Annotated in this window: 18 protein-coding genes; 12 read left to right on the top strand and 6 right to left on the bottom strand. The window is 39.2% G+C overall.

Annotated features, from left to right (window positions below):
* Window positions 1-3: 3 nt before the first annotated feature.
* The 6 genes from M3206_RS14450 to M3206_RS14425 all read right to left on the bottom strand — a co-directional run bounded on the left by M3206_RS14450 (window position 4) and on the right by M3206_RS14425 (window position 4,343).
* On the bottom strand, window positions 4-939 hold the full coding sequence (locus tag M3206_RS14450) for a hypothetical protein (protein ID WP_251313231.1): 936 nt from the start codon (window positions 937-939) through the stop codon (window positions 4-6).
* Window positions 936-1,757: an ABC transporter permease subunit gene (locus M3206_RS14445; RefSeq protein WP_251313229.1), complete on the bottom strand. Its 822-nt coding sequence runs from the start codon at window positions 1,755-1,757 to the stop codon at window positions 936-938. The genes M3206_RS14450 and M3206_RS14445 overlap by 4 nt, the downstream gene beginning before the upstream one ends.
* A 121-nt stretch (window positions 1,758-1,878) precedes the next feature.
* A complete protein-coding gene (locus M3206_RS14440) occupies window positions 1,879-2,679 on the bottom strand; it encodes a CPBP family intramembrane glutamic endopeptidase (RefSeq protein WP_251313227.1) in 801 nt (266 codons plus the stop codon).
* Between the two features lie 21 nt (window positions 2,680-2,700).
* The gene (locus M3206_RS14435) at window positions 2,701-3,531 is read right to left on the bottom strand and encodes a TIM barrel protein (RefSeq protein ID WP_251313226.1); all 831 of its coding nucleotides are present in this window, start codon (window positions 3,529-3,531) and stop codon (window positions 2,701-2,703) included.
* 56 nt (window positions 3,532-3,587) lie between these two features.
* Window positions 3,588-3,797, bottom strand: a complete 210-nt coding sequence (locus tag M3206_RS14430) for a hypothetical protein (protein WP_251313224.1) — start codon at window positions 3,795-3,797, stop codon at window positions 3,588-3,590.
* A gap of 54 nt (window positions 3,798-3,851) precedes the next feature.
* Window positions 3,852-4,343: a GNAT family N-acetyltransferase gene (locus M3206_RS14425; protein WP_251313222.1), complete on the bottom strand. Its 492-nt coding sequence runs from the start codon at window positions 4,341-4,343 to the stop codon at window positions 3,852-3,854.
* 313 nt (window positions 4,344-4,656) lie between these two features.
* On the opposite strand from M3206_RS14425, the gene M3206_RS14420 reads away from it, so the two are divergent.
* The 12 genes from M3206_RS14420 to M3206_RS14370 all read left to right on the top strand — a co-directional run bounded on the left by M3206_RS14420 (window position 4,657) and on the right by M3206_RS14370 (window position 16,680).
* Window positions 4,657-5,562: a diacylglycerol kinase gene (locus tag M3206_RS14420; protein WP_251313220.1), complete on the top strand. Its 906-nt coding sequence runs from the start codon at window positions 4,657-4,659 to the stop codon at window positions 5,560-5,562.
* 230 nt (window positions 5,563-5,792) lie between these two features.
* Window positions 5,793-7,169 (top strand): 23S rRNA (uracil(1939)-C(5))-methyltransferase RlmD, encoded by a 1,377-nt coding sequence (gene rlmD / locus M3206_RS14415; protein WP_425590738.1) that lies wholly within the window; start codon window positions 5,793-5,795, stop codon window positions 7,167-7,169.
* Window positions 7,170-7,200: 31 nt separating this feature from the next.
* Window positions 7,201-7,398, top strand: a complete 198-nt coding sequence (locus M3206_RS14410) for a hypothetical protein (protein ID WP_251313219.1) — start codon at window positions 7,201-7,203, stop codon at window positions 7,396-7,398.
* 53 nt (window positions 7,399-7,451) lie between these two features.
* Window positions 7,452-8,267, top strand: a complete 816-nt coding sequence (gene modA, locus M3206_RS14405; protein WP_251313218.1) for a molybdate ABC transporter substrate-binding protein — start codon at window positions 7,452-7,454, stop codon at window positions 8,265-8,267.
* Window positions 8,257-8,913 carry a molybdate ABC transporter permease subunit gene (gene modB / locus M3206_RS14400; protein ID WP_251313216.1) on the top strand — a complete coding sequence of 219 codons (657 nt, stop codon included), beginning with the start codon at window positions 8,257-8,259 and terminating at the stop codon, window positions 8,911-8,913. The genes modA and modB overlap by 11 nt, the downstream gene beginning before the upstream one ends.
* Window positions 8,914-9,054: 141 nt before the next feature.
* The gene (locus tag M3206_RS19225) at window positions 9,055-9,099 is read left to right on the top strand and encodes an erythromycin resistance leader peptide (RefSeq protein WP_121128006.1); all 45 of its coding nucleotides are present in this window, start codon (window positions 9,055-9,057) and stop codon (window positions 9,097-9,099) included.
* Between the two features lie 425 nt (window positions 9,100-9,524).
* On the top strand, window positions 9,525-10,784 hold the full coding sequence (locus M3206_RS14395; RefSeq protein ID WP_251313215.1) for an MFS transporter: 1,260 nt from the start codon (window positions 9,525-9,527) through the stop codon (window positions 10,782-10,784).
* 254 nt (window positions 10,785-11,038) lie between these two features.
* Window positions 11,039-12,538 (top strand): DUF1538 domain-containing protein, encoded by a 1,500-nt coding sequence (locus M3206_RS14390; protein WP_251313213.1) that lies wholly within the window; start codon window positions 11,039-11,041, stop codon window positions 12,536-12,538.
* Window positions 12,522-13,190, top strand: a complete 669-nt coding sequence (locus tag M3206_RS14385) for a P-II family nitrogen regulator (RefSeq protein WP_251313212.1) — start codon at window positions 12,522-12,524, stop codon at window positions 13,188-13,190. Before M3206_RS14390 ends, M3206_RS14385 begins: the two co-directional genes overlap by 17 nt.
* Before the next feature lie 69 nt (window positions 13,191-13,259).
* On the top strand, window positions 13,260-13,568 hold the full coding sequence (locus M3206_RS14380) for a hypothetical protein (protein WP_251313210.1): 309 nt from the start codon (window positions 13,260-13,262) through the stop codon (window positions 13,566-13,568).
* 198 nt (window positions 13,569-13,766) lie between these two features.
* Window positions 13,767-14,729 (top strand): tRNA dihydrouridine synthase, encoded by a 963-nt coding sequence (locus M3206_RS14375; protein ID WP_251313209.1) that lies wholly within the window; start codon window positions 13,767-13,769, stop codon window positions 14,727-14,729.
* Window positions 14,730-15,009: 280 nt separating this feature from the next.
* Window positions 15,010-16,680, top strand: coding sequence for a M4 family metallopeptidase (locus M3206_RS14370; protein WP_251313208.1), 1,671 nt, complete (start codon window positions 15,010-15,012; stop codon window positions 16,678-16,680).
* Window positions 16,681-16,893: the final 213 nt, after the last annotated feature.

Here is a 16,893-nt window from a genome sequence, read left to right as displayed (position 1 = left end):
GCTTTACGACTTGTTCGTTTCCAGACAATTTTGGATTCCTTGTATGATTAAATTTAATGCAAAGATTAACAGTGCAAAACAGGTTAGAGGAGTGATGATGGTCCATGGAGCAGCCTTTATTTTAGCGAAATTCATTCCAATAATACCTGCCCATTCACCAGCTAACGGAATGGCTACTGGCATCGGAGCAAAAATATCTCCCAAAACGACTATAGCTGAGCCTCCAATGAAAATGGCGAGAACACCGAGGTGTGCCATGAGTATTAATGTCTGTACGACTTGCTGAGCATATAAAAGGACCAATTTGGTAGAAAGTTCAGGCAGTACGTGCTTGTAATACACATAAACTTTATTTGAGCCTAACGCAAAGGTATTCGTGATGTAATCTTTATTTAAGATTGCTTTAATCTCATTTGAAAAGGTTGAGATCAGTGGCGGTATTCCCACACCGATGAGTATAAGGCACTGAATTATGATAAATTTTAAAGCACTCATAGGCTCCATGGATTGTTTTACGATTAATGAATTCATAAAGATAAAGGTTAGTATAGCGGTCGGGATATAAAGTGTAGCTTGAACAATGTCGTTTAAGAAAGAAAAGTTTGATTTAGGATTGATTAGAGTGATTCCTACAGAAAAAAGAATTCGAAATAAGGCAATACCCAATGCGATTAGAATGGTATATTTTGCTCCATCGATTACCTGATAAAAAATATGTTTGCCAAACATATCCGACCCTAATGGGGGAACTTGTGATGGTGTATAAGGAGGAGCATCTATGATCCTTCCTTCATCGTCGTACAAAAAATCCTGCAGCTTTAAGGCTTCTGTTTTATTCACATCTAGCAAATTAGGCCAATAAAAACTAAAAGCCAGTAGACTTGTAATAAACAGAAACCCTATTATAGCCTGAGGCTGCTTTAACAGTTTGATCATCATGCAGCTTCCACCCCTTCTTGTCTATTTCCTTTGATCGTATTACTTTCTGCAATTTCAAAAAGTAGAGAAAAAGGGATAGCGATCATGAGTGCGGTTACCATAAAAGCAACACCCTTTGTGTTGAGCAAAATATTCATGATCCCATTCAAATTAAACACATATTCTACAATAAACAGATTGGAAAGCATAAATACAAAGATTGTTTTGTAATACTGAACGAGACTCGTTAGAATGTTTCTAAAAACATGAACTATTGTGATGTAAGAACGACTGAGCCCTATCGCTCTGCCGACCGTTACATATGGTTTATGTTGTTCATCCTTCATCAGCAGCAAAGCGATCTTAAACAGCTGAATCGTTGGCAGTATGGAGAGAGTAAGGATCGGCAAAAGATAGATAGGATTGTTATATACGTTTGTCACATTAGCGATCAGAACTCCCGAAGATCGATAGATATATATAATGCCAAACTGCAGGATGACTACGATAAATAGATCGGGCAGGGATTCGAAGAACGTTAATAAACCATAGACAACACGCTGAAGAAACCTTGGCAGAAGTGTTGTGAAAAAAGTGAGAATCAGAGCGGCCGTTAAACCAATAAGCAAAGCCCCAAAGAAAATCGTCATGGAATATTGATACTTTTCAAACACGTCAGGAAAAAGCGGGTATTTGAAGTTTTTAATTGAGTATTCCCAAACGTTTTGTTCAACCTGAGTATTGGTTCCGAATAAAAGAGCAGGCATTATGCCTATTATTAGGATTCCGAATATAATCGATCGAAGTCTTTTCAAATAACTTCTGAATGAAAAATTCATCATGCACCTCATCTCTTGAAAAATAATTGAAATAAATAACATCTTTATTTTATTTGACGGATAACTCGGCTCAAATTCTTCAAAAAAAAAATAACCGGATCTTATCCAGTTATTGTAAGAACTATGAGATGAATTTGATAAACGGAAGTACAGCCAGCTGTGTCACCACGTGCAGCATCATATGCGCGATCATCGCATATTCCAATCCTTTCTTCCAATACAGGTATCCAAAGAAAACAGCGAGGACTCCATTTAATACGAAAGCACGGGTTATGATGAGGTTATTGAGCTCTCCATATAAAGCTTCAGTAGCTGGCAAGTGCCCCGCTGAAAATAGAAGAGCCGAAAGTATTATTCCTACCCAGTAAAAGGAGGAAGGGATCGTTTCTCCAGATTTTTTGAATAAGAAAGATAATAGCCAGACTATGAATGTCATCAGGAAGAGCCTCAATAATATTTCTTCCACAATACCACCGTACCAAACTCCAGCAAGTGTTGCTTTCCACCATACGGGACCTTCTCCATTTTCTAGCTCTGGCATGTAGGGCTGAAAGATGAAAAGGTCGGTGAGGACCATCAAGAGTGAGGCAATGGCACCGCCTATGAGACTGATCTTTAAAGCAGGCATGTCGATAATAGGCTTATTTTTTTCAAGAAACCACGACTGTAAGAAGGGTAACTTCAATTTTGTTCGTTCTGTAAGTTTTAAACCAATCCAGCCTAGAACAAAGCATAATAAGCCAATTTGTAGTGCAGCTAACGTAATCATAAGTGGAAGCGGAAATGGAATAGAATCTATAATTTTGTTATATTCAGCTGCTGGTAAAGTATTTTTTAGTGATTCCAGCTGAAAAGGTACGACAAAAGCTCCTGCAATTAAGCTCATAAAAGCAAGGAATAAAGCAATTTTAAAGTGTTTCATCTGGTGCATCCTCCCGTTTCCCTATTCTATTTTTAAAATCTCTTCCTTTAACCACTGTATGCCTTCCATCACGAATTCTTTCTTCGGGCATGAGTGCGGTGTATGTTCTAAAACCCAATAAACATTGTTGCGGTTTGCGATCGTACTTAAAATCTCTTTCAACGGAAAGTGGACGTCATCATTCTCATGGGAAGGATGAATCGGGATCCAGATGTATTTACCTTCAATGAACTCAATATTGTGAAGATGAACCACTTTGATGTGGTCCTGCCATTTTTTTATCAATGTCAGCGGGTTCATAGATAACTTAGTGGCTGACAAGAGGTAATCACCGATATCGATGCAAAGCTCTAACCCATATTTTTTCCAGAGAGATACAGGGAACTTATGAAGATATTCAATGCCTCTGGCAGACTTCCACATGCCTAGTTTCGGTTCGCAGACAATAGACAGATCATACTTTTCCTGTAGGAGTGATAACTTTTGTAATCCCTCTTCTATTAATTGTTCGGGTTGCTTGGCTTCATCTCGAAAATAAGGGAAATGAACAAGTATGTAAGCTGCACCAGCTTCAGCCATCCGCTTTACTTCATCCTCAAACTGAAGCCATGATTGTTTAGGCTCAAACTGTACATATTCGATAAGATCATACTTGCTGTTATTGCGAAAGAGGGGTGAGTGAAGGCCGAAACTTTTGTTGGAGTTTCTAATCATACTTAAAAATTGTTTATAAGCCGCTTCATTCTCGAGTTCTCCTATTTCTATATGGCTCGTTTCATCGATAAAAAGGTCTTGTAATAGAGAAGTATCAGACATGATAGTACTTCCAGATATCGCGATTTTGTGTGTCATTGGCTTCTCCTTTCTATATGCAGGCGAGAAAAAAGACAGGATGGCTTCCCGTCTTTTTAGAATCCTCCTCCACTACCGCCAGAATGGTGATTACGCTGAGATGAGTTCCAGGCAGCAGCATTGTTGATTTTGTTTTGATCACTTACATTTTCTTCAATATCATATTTTGCATAGTATCTCTTATACCTCTGTTTCGTTCGCCAATGCACAATGGCAAAAAGCAAGAGAATGGCAGCAAGCGGTGACAAAATATAAACCCAAAACATCTGAAAGCACCTCCTGGTTTTAGTTGGTGCACTGTTAATCTATGAAGTTAAGTGTTAGATATGCTTATAAAAGAGCAGATCATCGACAAAGCGCCCGTTTAAATAAAATTCACCGACAAGTCGACCTTGTTGTTGATAGCCGCATTTTTTGTAAAAGCGGATAGCTTTCTCGTTCGTCGATAGTACGCGCAAGGAAAGCTTCGTTTTGCCGTTGTCCCGAGCTAGTTCCTCAACTGCCCGCATAAGTTCTAAGCCGATGTTTTGCCCATGAAAATCAGGATGAACCGCCATCGCTACATCTGCTACATGCAAATTAGAAGGAACGGGAATCACATCTTTATAAAAAATGTAGCCGCAAACCTTTCCGTTGCACCTTGCGACAATTTGACTGCCGGCTGGAAACTGCTTACCGTAAGCTTCAGGTGAATCCCAGTAGATGTCTGGTGCTGGTGTTGTTTCTATGTTCCAAACGAGATGATCAATCTCAACGAGCCCTGGATAATCTGAAGGGGTTGATAAGGATATCTCTAGCGTAGGTTTCTCCATAAGTGACACACTCCTCATCTAGAAAATTCCATAATGAGACAGGAAACTCCTTTATTTTGGTTAGACTAATTTGTTAGAACTGTAGAATTGTAGGAGAATTGTAGGGGGTCTGTCCCGGGACAGACCCCCTACAATTCAGACACAATTTCAACACATGTGAACGTGTAAACAGCTTTGCTTTTTAGGAAATGTATTACTATAATAAAAGAGGAATCTTTAGAAGCAGTCCTTGTACGGGCTGTTTTTTGTGGTTATACAGTGAAAGATTTAAGTTAAAGCTTTTAATAGAAGTCAAACAGTGAAGGTGAAAGTTATGAAACGTGCAAGACTCATATATAATCCAAGTTCCGGAAGGGAAACGGTAAAGAAACAGCTTCCTTATATTCTGGATCGACTTGAAAATGCAGGATACGAAACATCTTGTCATGCGACAACACCCGAAGATGGCTGCGCTACACGTGCGGCACGCCAGGCAGGAGAACGAGGTTTTGATCTTGTTATCGCAGCTGGCGGAGACGGAACCATCTATGAAGTGGTAAACGGACTTGCTGGCCTTGACAATCGTCCGATGCTTGGAATCATCCCCGCCGGAACAACTAACGATTTTGCTCGTGCAGTAGGTGTGCCTCGTACGATTGAAGGTGCTTGTGACGTACTTTGCGGCGGTACTCATATGCCGGTTGATATCGGGAAGGTAAATGATAAATTCTTTATTAATATTGCAGGCGGCGGGCGTATAACAGAACTTACCTATGAAGTCCCGAGCAAACTCAAAACGATGATCGGTCAGCTAGCGTATTTCTTAAAAGGAATCGAGATGCTGCCGTCCATTCGTCCGACATATGTTGAGATTGAATTCGATAACAAGGAAAAATACGAAGGCGAGATCATGCTGTTTCTAGTCGCTAATACAAACTCTGTTGGAGGGTTTGAAAAGCTCGCTCCATCTTCTGAATTTCATGACGGTCTTTTCGATGTGATCATCTTAAAGAAAACAAACCTTGCCGAGTTTGTCCGTATCGCATCCCTTGCAATCCGAGGCGAACACATTCATGATGAGCATGTTATCTACAAAAAGGCGAAGCGTGTGAAAGTAACACCGCGTGAAAAGATGCAGATCAACTTAGATGGAGAGCTAGGGGGCATTCTACCAGGCGAATTCGAAAACCTGCACCACCACTTTGAATTGTTAGTACCAAAAGAAAGAATCAAATCTTAAACATACAAACGAGACAGAACACCTAAGCAAAGAGCGAGTAGGTGTTCTTTTTTAATGATAAAGTTGATGGGGGAAGTGAAATATGAAAAACAGTACAAACATTCAAAAGTATAAAAGATTGGCAGGTGGCCCTGAACTTTTGGGTCTTTTTTTTACATTTTGCCATTTGGTGTCCATAGGCAGTTGTGCTACAATCAGAAAAGCATATTGGACAAAAAGGGACGATGAAAATGGGAAAGGCAGATTTGCCTGTTCATAAAAATGAAAGTTATGAAGTCGATATATTAGATCTTACCCATGAAGGTGCAGGAGTTGCCCGCGTTAATGGGTTTACTTTGTTTATACCGAACACTTTGCCGGGAGAACGTGCGAAGATAAAAGTTATTGGTGTTAAAAAAGGCTTCGGATTCGGCCGATTAGAAGAACTTATAGAAGCGAGTTCGGAACGAGTTGAACCACCATGTCCGATCTACAAATGGTGCGGTGGATGCCAGCTCCAGCATCTATCCTATGAAGGACAGTTAGACTATAAACGCAAGCAGGTAGAAGAGGTGCTCACACGAATCGGAAAACTGGAGGGAGTGCCGGTATTACCAACACTCGGGATGGGTGATGAACCTTGGCGCTATCGAAATAAAGCACAAGTTCCAGTAGGTGAGCGAGACGGCCGGATCATTACAGGCTTCTATCAAAAACGCAGCCATGAGATCGTAGAGATGGACAGCTGCATCATTACCGGTGATACGAATGATGACGCCGTTCAGGCAGTGAAAGAAATCGTAAACAAATACAACATCACGGCCTATAATGAACAAAAACATAAAGGCATTCTTCGTCATATTATCGCACGTTATGGAAAAACCACGGGTGATCTGATGATAGTACTCGTGACAAACGGTAAAGATTTGCCGCAGCGTAAAAAGATTATTGAAGACATTACGACAACCCTTCCCGAGATTAAATCCATCGTGCAGAACGTAAACACGAAACGCACGAATGTTATTTTTGGAGAAGAAACACGAGTATTATGGGGCGCTGAATACATCTATGATTTTATCGGTGACATCAAGTTTGCGATATCAGCACGATCTTTCTATCAGATCAACCCTGATCAAACGAAAGTCCTTTACGACCGAGCGTTAAAATACGCAGAGCTGAACGGAGACGAAACCGTCATTGATGCGTATTGCGGCATCGGAACCATCTCTCTTTTCTTGGCGCAAAAAGCGAAGAAAGTATACGGAGTAGAAATCGTGCCAGAAGCGATAGAAGACGCTAGACGAAACGCAGAACTAAACAACATCACAAACGCAGAGTTCGCTGTAGGGAAGTCGGAAGATGTGATTCCGGAATGGAAAAAACAAGGGATAACTCCAGACGTAATCGTAGTCGATCCACCGCGTAAAGGGTGTGACGAGGAACTATTAAAAACGATTATTGAGATGAAGCCTGAGCGGGTTGTCTATGTAAGCTGTAATCCAGCGACATTAGCACGTGACCTTCGGGTTTTAGAAGATGGCGGATTTAAAACGGTAGAAGTCCAACCGGTTGATATGTTTCCTCAGACGACTCATGTCGAAGGTGTCGCATTACTTGAGCTTAAATAACCGTTTAATTTTAAAAGTAGGTTGTGGTTAAATGGATGCAAATAAGAAATGGCTATCTATTCCTAAAGAAACAAGAAGCCAGATTAAAAATAATGTGTACTGTACAAATTGTAATGATGCCGTAGCTATTGAGAATTTCACGGTTGAAGACGATAAATTGGGCATTGTTATGAAGGGCAAGTGCCAGCAGTGCGGACATGAAGTGATAAGATTAATTGAAACGTTTTAATAGAAGGCAACTACCCTTGTTTATACTTAGATAAAATAAAAGGAAGGTGGACGATGAAAAAGCTATTTCTTTTATTTTTATCTATCATTCTATGGACACTAGTTGGGTGTTCAACCAATGATCTGGGAATAAAGAATGAAGGTAAGAAACAAGAAGCTTCAGAAAAGGAAGTTGAATTGACAGTTTCTGCAGCAGCTAGCCTACAAGATGCGCTAAATGATATTAAAGCAAACTTTGAGAAGGAACATCCGAATGTGAAAGTAAACTTTAACTTTGGTGCTTCAGGTGCCCTTCAACAACAAATTTCTCAGGGAGCACCTGTCGATCTCTTCTTCTCAGCCGCAGAAGATAAATTCGATAAATTGGTCCAAGATGGGTTAATCGAAGAATCAGAAGGAACTGATTTAGTTGGGAATGAACTCGTGCTGGTGGTACCAAACGATTCTAAAAAAGCGATAAAAGCATTTGAAGACCTTACTCAAACAGATAAGATTTCGATTGGGATTCCAGAAGCAGTGCCAGCTGGCCGATATGCGAAGGAAACTTTAAAAAAATTAAATGTTTGGGAAGCTATCCAAGAAAAAGTGGTATATGCCAAGGATGTTAGGCAGGTCCTTACATATATAGAGACGAACAATGTTGATGCAGGAATTGTTTATAGAACCGATGCATTCCTTTCTAAAAAGGTTAAGGTTGCAGCAAAAACAGATGAGAATTCCCACGCTCCTATTATTTACCCTTTGGGTGTGATTAAGAATAGTTCACATCCTGAAGAAGCTCAATTATTTTACGACTATCTACAAAATGATTATTCGATGAAAACATTTAAAAAATATGGTTTTAAAGGATTAAATGAAAATGGCGATTGATTTTTGGTCACCCGTTAGACTTTCCATTGAAGTAGCCACTGTCTCTAGTATTTTGGTTGTAATTTTGGGGTTGTTTTTAGGGAAGAAGATGGCTAATAAAAAATTCAAGGGAATAGCGTTGATCGAAACTGTTTTTCTTTTACCTTTAGTATTACCTCCATCTGTTGTCGGGTTTTTGCTAATTATCATTTTTGGAAGAAATAGTGGTGTAGGGCAAGGGATCGAATGGCTTTTTAAACAACCGCTGATGTTTACATGGTGGGCTGCTGTGATTGCCGCAACTGTGGTAGCATTTCCTCTCATGTATCAATCCGTTAAGGCAGGATTTGAAGCAATTGATGAAGATATTGAAAATGCGGCTCGTGTTGACGGGGCAAATGATTTTCATTTATTTATGCGGATATCCGCTCCACTCGCACTTAAAGCGATCATTTCTGGTGCAATTTTAAGCTTTGCAAGAGCTTTAGGGGAGTTTGGAGCTACGTTAATGTTTGCTGGAAATATCCCAGGGAAGACTCAAACCATTCCAACAGCTATATATGTAGCACTTGATTCAGGGAATATGGAATTAGCTTGGTTATGGGTAACGAGTATGATCGGGATTTCATTTATCATGTTAGTATGTGTACACCTTATGAAATCGTAATAAATATGAACGAATGGGCATTCCAGGCATTTGGGATGTCTTTTTAATTTGTGATTAAGAAGTTAACATTCTTCTTTACTTTTTCTGTAAGTCGTTCTACAATAATAGTGAATTTTAATCGGTAAGGAGGATTATTAAAAAATGACACATTCTATGAGACTACGATTTCCAGCTTTGAACCAGTAATTGAATTTGGTCAAAGGCTCTGTTTGGATAAGCAGAGTAAACGGGAGTAGTCTGTCCTTTTTTAATAATCTTCATTTCATATTTAACATGAAGTTGTCACGATAGGTCTTACAATTGGTTTCCCGACTAATTATTTGGAAGGGAATCAAAAGGATCTATTGGTGTGTGAAAATATGTAATGTGGGAAAGGCGGCTTATTCTGCCTTTCTTTATTTTTGTCTAATTTCGCCGTGCTTTTTTAACTGCAAATTGGTTTTTTGCTGACAGCTTTAACTTGCTTTTTAATGATATAAGGTGGTCTGCTCTCTTTACTCTCAAACAAAGGCAGAAGCTCGTGAATTTGTTGGAGGAACAGTTCGTTCAAAGAGCTTTACAAGTTTTATAAGGAAGTAAGTAAAATAAATAAAGAAATGAGTTGTTAGCACATGAATACAGTAGAAAATCAGACAAAAGAGAATTGGTTAAGGAATATCACCCTCTTTTTGAGCAGCCAAGGGATATCCCTTTTTGGATCGGCACTCGTTCAATATGCCATGATGTGGCATATAACGCTTACGACAGAATCAGGTTTGATGATGACGTTGTACATCATTTGTGGTTTTATTCCAACCTTTATTTTGTCTCCAGTGGCAGGGGTTTGGGCCGATCGGTATAACCGAAAAATACTAATTATAGTAGCAGATGCACTGATCGCTTTTGCAACTTTGATCCTTGCAATCCTCTTCATAATGGGGTATAACGCAATCTGGCTGCTTTTTGTCATGGCGGCGGTCCGTGCGTTTGGGGCGGGCATTCAAATGCCAGCAGTCGGTGCTATATTACCGCAAATTGTTCCCAAGGATAAACTGACGAAGGTAAACGGAGTAAATGGTTCTATTCAAGCAGTTATTATGTTTGTGGCCCCAATGGTAAGTGCAGCACTTTTAGGTTTTAGCTCACTAGAGATGATATTTGTTATTGATGTCATTACCGCAGCCATTGCGATTTTTACATTACTTTTCTTTTTGAAGATTTCTGTTCATGCGAAAGCAACAGAAAAACAAACGACGAGCTATTTTAGCGATTTTAAACTAGGATTGCAATATGTAAATAACCATCAGTTCTTGAAGAGCTTTTTTATCTTTTTTGCTGTATTTTTCGTATTGATGGCGCCTGCGGCATTCTTAACACCACTACAGATTACACGAAGTTTTGGTGACGATGTGTGGCGATTATCTGCGATCGAAATTGCTTTTTCGATCGGCATGATGATTGGTGGTGGAATCATTGCTTCTTGGGGAGGTTTTGAAAATAGAATCAAAACGTTAGGGTTTGCAAGTGTCATTATGGGTGTCTGCACCTTTGCGCTTGGAGTGGTTCCTAACTTCTGGGTTTATTTCGGATTCATGGTTCTATTCGGCGTTTCTATGCCGATCTTTAATACGCCGGCTACGGTTTTATTACAAGAAAAAGTTGAAGAAAGTTATTTAGGTAGAGTTTTTGGAGTAATGGGGATGATCTCAACATCGATGATGCCGCTTGGAATGCTTATCTTCGGCCCAATTGCAGATTTCATCAAAATTGAATGGCTGCTTGTAGGAACTGGATTATTCATTATCCTATTAGCTGTCATGTTGTGGCGTAATCATCGTTTAATGGAAGCTGGAAAACCAGTAGTTGAATCGGCTTTACCTGTAAAGGGGTGAAAGGGAGTCAGGATTCTTACCATCCATGCATATAATTAAACATATTAACTTTTTTATGTTACAATTGGAAAGGAAGAGTAAAGAAAATTCAATAGGTTTTTTTAGGTGGAGTCTGTCACTTTGGGATACGTATGACCAAAATGACAGACTCTTTTTATTTTATTTTTTCATAGCCTCGTACCTGAGGTTTATTAAATAGCGGAGGTGATACTAAAAAACCCCCAAATAAAATGAATGGAAGGAATGAAGGACTTTTGAATGTATTATTTGAGAAGTTAAAAGAAGTGTTATATGCAGTTATCCCCATAACCACTTTAGTCGTGATTTTAAACTTTACACTAACCCCACTAGATCCTACTGTTATGTTTCGATTTATCATCGGAGCTATAATCATTGTTATAGGATTAACGATCTTCTTATTTGGTATTGATATCGGCATAACACCTATCGGTCAGTTGATGGGGAATATGCTAGCAAAATCTAATAAAATCTGGTTTGTGATATTCATTGGTTTGGCGCTTGGATTCTTTATCTCGATTGCGGAACCTGACTTGCATATACTCGCTGGACAGGTAGAAAGTGTTACTTCTGGACTGATCTCAAAGGGAAGTATTGTCGTAGTCGTTTCGATCGGTATCGGCTTATTGATTGCAGTAGGTCTGGCTCGTATTGTGTACAATTTCCCACTGTATAAGCTTTTAACCATTCTTTATCTCATCATTTTCGTTCTAGCCATCTTTACTTCACCTGAGTTTCTGGCGATCTCCTTTGATGCCTCAGGTGCCACAACAGGTGCTTTGACAGTTCCCTTTATTTTAGCCCTTGCTTTAGGGGTTTCTGGATTGAAAAAGGATAGTAAAGCATCTGAAAAGGACAGTTTTGGCTTAGTCGCCATAGCTTCAACAGGTGCCATCATTACAGTGATGATAATGAACATTATTTCTCACACGAATGAAATTACGGGAAGTCTTGATTCCATGCATTCAGACGCCACGGATATTTTCAGTCCATTTATTAATCATCTGCCATTTTTATCTAAAGAAATCGCTATTGCGCTTCTCCCGATCGTCATTACGTTTTTAGTATTCCAGTTTCTATCATTTAAAATGTCCAATAAGAAGGTTAAAAAGATCCTGATGGGCGTTCTCCTTACTTTTATTGGGCTTGTATTATTCTTGGTAGGAGTAAACGCTGGCTTCATGGACGTTGGAAATGAGATCGGACATAGTATTGCCTCTCATGACAATAAAGCATATGTTATAGTCATAGCCTTTGTTCTTGGACTTGTAACCATTCTCGCAGAACCGGCTGTACATGTTCTTACCCACCAGATTGAGGATGTTACAAGTGGATATGTTAAAAGAAAAGCTGTTTTGGCCACACTTAGTATAGGTGTCGGTCTAGCTATAACGTTGTCAATTATAAGAATTCTCGTACCGAATCTTCAATTATGGCATTATCTGCTGCCAGGTTACATTATTGCTCTAGCCCTGTCTTATATTGTTCCAAAGCTGTTTGTAGGAATTGGATTTGACTCAGGTGGCGTTGCTTCAGGACCGATGACTGCGACATTCATCTTGGCCTTTGTTCAAGGTGCAGCAGAAGCCGTTGAAGGGGCCGATGTATTAAAAGATGGATTTGGGATGATTGCGATGGTAGCAATGACACCGATTATCGCTTTACAGGTTTTGGGACTAATCTTTAAATTAAAATCGAAAAAGGGAGGTTTTGATGAGGATGTCCAACCACAATGAAATACCCGAATTTGAACTGATTTGTATAGTTGTAGATTACGGAGTAGGAAGCAAAGTGATGCAGACAGCAAAAAAATTCGGTATTTCAGGAGGTACTGTCCTGCTCGGAAAAGGAACGATAAAAAACAGCCTCCTGGAATTTTTCTCTTTGTCTTCAACGCGAAAAGAAATTGTTTTAATGGTTGCTCGTAAAACGACGGCCTATAAAGTACTCGAACAACTCGATAATAAGTTAAAGTTTACAAGGAAAAATCATGGAATTGCCTTTACTACATCTGTCGGTTCTGTAATAGGAGCCAGAAGCTGTAAGCCTATAGATGAGAAGGTCGAAGGGAGTGCAAATGAGAACATGTATCAAGCTATTACCGTAATCGTAGATAAAGGGAATGCTTCAGACGTAATTGATGCGGCAACGGAAGCAGGATCTAAAGGTGGAACGATTATTAATGCTAGAGGATCCGGTATCCATGAGACCAGCAAGGTGTTTAATATGGATATTGAACCTGAAAAAGAAATTGTCATGATTTTGTCTAAGCGAGATAAAACCGATGCTATTGTTTCGTCAATAAGAACGAAGCTTAAAATTGATGAACCTGGGAATGGGATTATTTATCTTCAAGATGTTACGAACACTTATGGTCTTTATGAATAAAAAGACACAAAAATAGTCATCCTGTTTTGATCGCCACTAGCCTATAGGAATCATAGGGAGGCAGTTAATATGTTTATCCATTACGTTGTTGCAGCGCTCGTTTATATCTTGTTGTTGGTATTCGCCTATGCAGTTATGATTTTCATCAACATGGGTGAGGACAAAAGTGAGAAAATCATTACATCGTCATTCTATCGAGCTTATACGGTTTTATTATTTGGTATGCTTCTTGTTTATACCATAGTCATTCATCCACACACAGACCTGGATCATCAAACCACTTCTTTATTGATTTTGATTAGTAAGTTCATTTCTGTGCTTACTCTTGGCGGAAGTCTCTACTTGATGACGAAAAAAGGTTTTAAAAGACTAAGATGAATTCTAGAACCCATTTTTATAACGATAAGAGCCTTATTCCTTGTGAATGAGGCTCTTTGTTTTGACTTAAAGCACATTCTCAAAAATAATAGACGAATAGTGTTTGAAAAACAGTTAATGGTCATGTTATAAGTATGAAGGAATATTTTTTACCGGTATTTTGAAGTTGTATCCACAGTGAGAGGATTTGAGTTATTTATGATAGATAATTTTTGGCATGATCTGCCGCGTCCGTTTTTTGTTCTAGCACCCATGGAAGATGTGACAGATGTAGTTTTTCGCCATGTTGTAAGTGAAGCCGGCCGGCCAGATGTATTTTTCACAGAATTTACAAACTCGGATAGTTATTGTCATCCCGAGGGCTTAAAGAGTGTCCGTGGCCGCTTAACATTTACAGAAGATGAACAGCCGATCGTGGCCCATATTTGGGGAGATAAACCGGAATATTTCCGTCAAATGAGTGTTGGCATGAAAGAGATGGGCTTTAAAGGCATTGATATTAACATGGGCTGCCCTGTACCGAATGTTGCTTCAAGAGGGAAAGGGAGCGGACTTATTCTGCGTCCAGATGTAGCGGCAGAACTTATCCAAGCAGCAAAAGCAGGTGGACTGCCTGTCAGCGTAAAAACACGACTCGGTTATAAAGAGGTTGATGAGTGGGAGGAGTGGCTTGGACATATTTTAAAACAAGATATTGCAAACCTTTCTATTCATTTACGTACGAGAGAAGAAATGAGCCAGGTAGATGCACATTGGGAGCTTATTCCGGAGATCAAAAAACTGCGTGATCGTATCGCACCAGATACGCTGTTAACCATCAATGGAGACATACCAGATCGTCAAGTTGGATTGCAGCTCGCTGAAAAATACAATATTGATGGTGTCATGATCGGCCGGGGGATTTTTAAGAATCCTTTCGCTTTTGAAAAAGAACCTAGGGAGCACAGCAGTCAGGAATATCTCGATCTTCTAAGACTTCAGTTAGATCTGCAAGATAAGTATGCAGAAGAAGTTCCACGATCGATAACAGGGCTTCATCGCTTTTTTAAGATTTATGTTAAAGGATTTCCTGGAGCTGCTGAACTACGAAATCAATTAATGAGCACGAAATCTACAGATGAAGTGCGTGAATTACTAGATCAGTATGAAAAGAAGATATAAATTTTTTATGGTTAGTTCTAAAGCAACGCCGTTCAACATTTTAACTTAAAGGCAAATTTAATTAATAAAGAAGAAGGAGAAAGCGGGATAAATGCCTGATTTCTCCTTCTTTTTCCAGGAAAAAATTTATTAAAAAATTGGTAGTTTCTACCTAAATTTCCTTAATCAATAGTGTGACCTGCTTTATTTTTTAAAAATTAAGATAATTCTTATTGTTCATTTTAAACTTTTTCTTCTACTCTATAATAGATACTATCCAATTACTAGGAGGTATTACATAGTGAAGAAAAAGCTTTTAGCCCCTGTACTTTTATCATCAGCGATGTTGATAGGCTCAATTCCCGTGAATGTTCTAGCTCATCCTATGGAATCTAAGGAGGTTAGTCATGTACAAGCTATGAAAGAGTGGAATGAAAGAGCAAGTGTTCCTTTTTTTGTAAAGGAGCGTTCTGCAGAAAAGTTCTCTTCCAGCAATTCTTCCAATGCCTTAAACTATTTGAAGAAAAATCAGGATAAGACCGGAATCGTTAATCCTGATAAACAGTTAAAAGTGAAAAATGTACAAAAAGATGAACTGGGCATGACACATGTTCGTTTTTCTCAAGCGATCAATGGAATACCTATAGAAGGAACAGAAGTGATTGCTCATTTCAATAAAAACAATGAAGTAGTAACCGTGAACGGAAGAACAAACCAGACACTTGCTGTCGAAAATGTGGATACAACTCCTTCTTTGAGCAAGGAAGTCGCTCTACAAGAAGCTATAGTATCTGTAAATGCTCCTCAAGAACTGACTTATGAACCGACTGCTGAACTTGTTGTCTATCCTTTTCAAAACAAAAATTATATCGCGTATAAAGTAAATGTTAACTTTATGGGTGAGGATCCTGGGAACTGGTTTGTGTATGTAGATGCAAAGTCAGGGAAAGTCATTGATAAATTTAATGGCTTGATGCATGCAGAAGAAAATAAGAAAACACAAACAGGATCTGGTAGAGGTGTCAATGGTGAGCACAGGAAACTGCATATCACCCGGGTGAAGGAACCGAATTCAGGTACGAAGTTTGCGTTAGCTGATTACTCCCACCAAAATCTAGAAGGAATCTTCACCTATGATGCTACGGCTGATTGGGATACAACCAATGATGTTTTATATAAGGGAAATTCTGCGTCCTTCATAAGTGACTATGACCGGGCTGCGGTTGATGCTCATTATAATTCAGAGAAGGTGTATGAGTATTATTTAAAAGAACATGGCCGGAATTCTCTTGATGGCGAAGGAATGGCTATTAATTCTTATGTACACATGGGCGTAGACTACAATAATGCATTTTGGAACGGGAGCTATATGGCATATGGAGATGGAGATGGTGAATTCTTCATTCCATTGTCTGCAGGTCTTGATGTTGCGGCCCATGAAATGACTCACGGCGTAATCACTCATACAGCGAACCTCGCTTATCGTAATCAATCTGGAGCATTGAATGAATCCTTCGCTGACGTTTTCGGTGCACTCGTTGACGATAGTGATTGGGAGATGGGTGAGGACATTATGGCTCCAGCTGCAAAAGCGGATGGTGTAACGAGATTACGCAGCTTAAGCGATCCGAACAGTGTAGTGGTAAGTAACCCGGAGAGAGCGGCTTTCGGAAGCGGCGTCTATCCAGACCATATGGATGAATATTATAACATGCCGCTTAATGTAGATAACGGCGGGGTGCATGTGAACTCTTCTATTACAAACCATGCTGCTTATTTAATCGGACAAGAACTGGGTAGGGAAAAGCTAGGAAAAATCTATTATCGTGCAATCTCTGTTTATCTAACTTCAAATTCTAATTTCAGCGATGCTCGTCAAGCTCTTGTTCAGTCAGCTGGAGATCTGTATGGTGAAGGAAGTGCTGAAGTCACTGCAGTTAACGCAGGGTTTGATGCTGTAGGAATTTATTAAAAATAAAAAAAACAGAAAGAAAATAAAATTTACTGAAGCACCTCAGGAAATTTTCTGAGGTGCTTTATTAGTTGGTGAGTGACTCAGTAAAAATTATTAAAATATTCATATAATTACAACTTTTATAAATAAATTGTAATCTGTCGAATTACCTACTATAATACTAGATATTAGGAAAGACAATTGTCTTTTTCAGGTGGAATATATTATTGT

It is taken from the genome of Fictibacillus phosphorivorans, assembly GCF_023715845.1.
Lineage (GTDB): Bacteria > Bacillota > Bacilli > Bacillales > Fictibacillaceae > Fictibacillus > Fictibacillus phosphorivorans_D.
The sequence above is the reverse complement of the archived record's forward strand: the minus strand, read 5'-3'. Positions and strand labels throughout refer to the sequence as shown.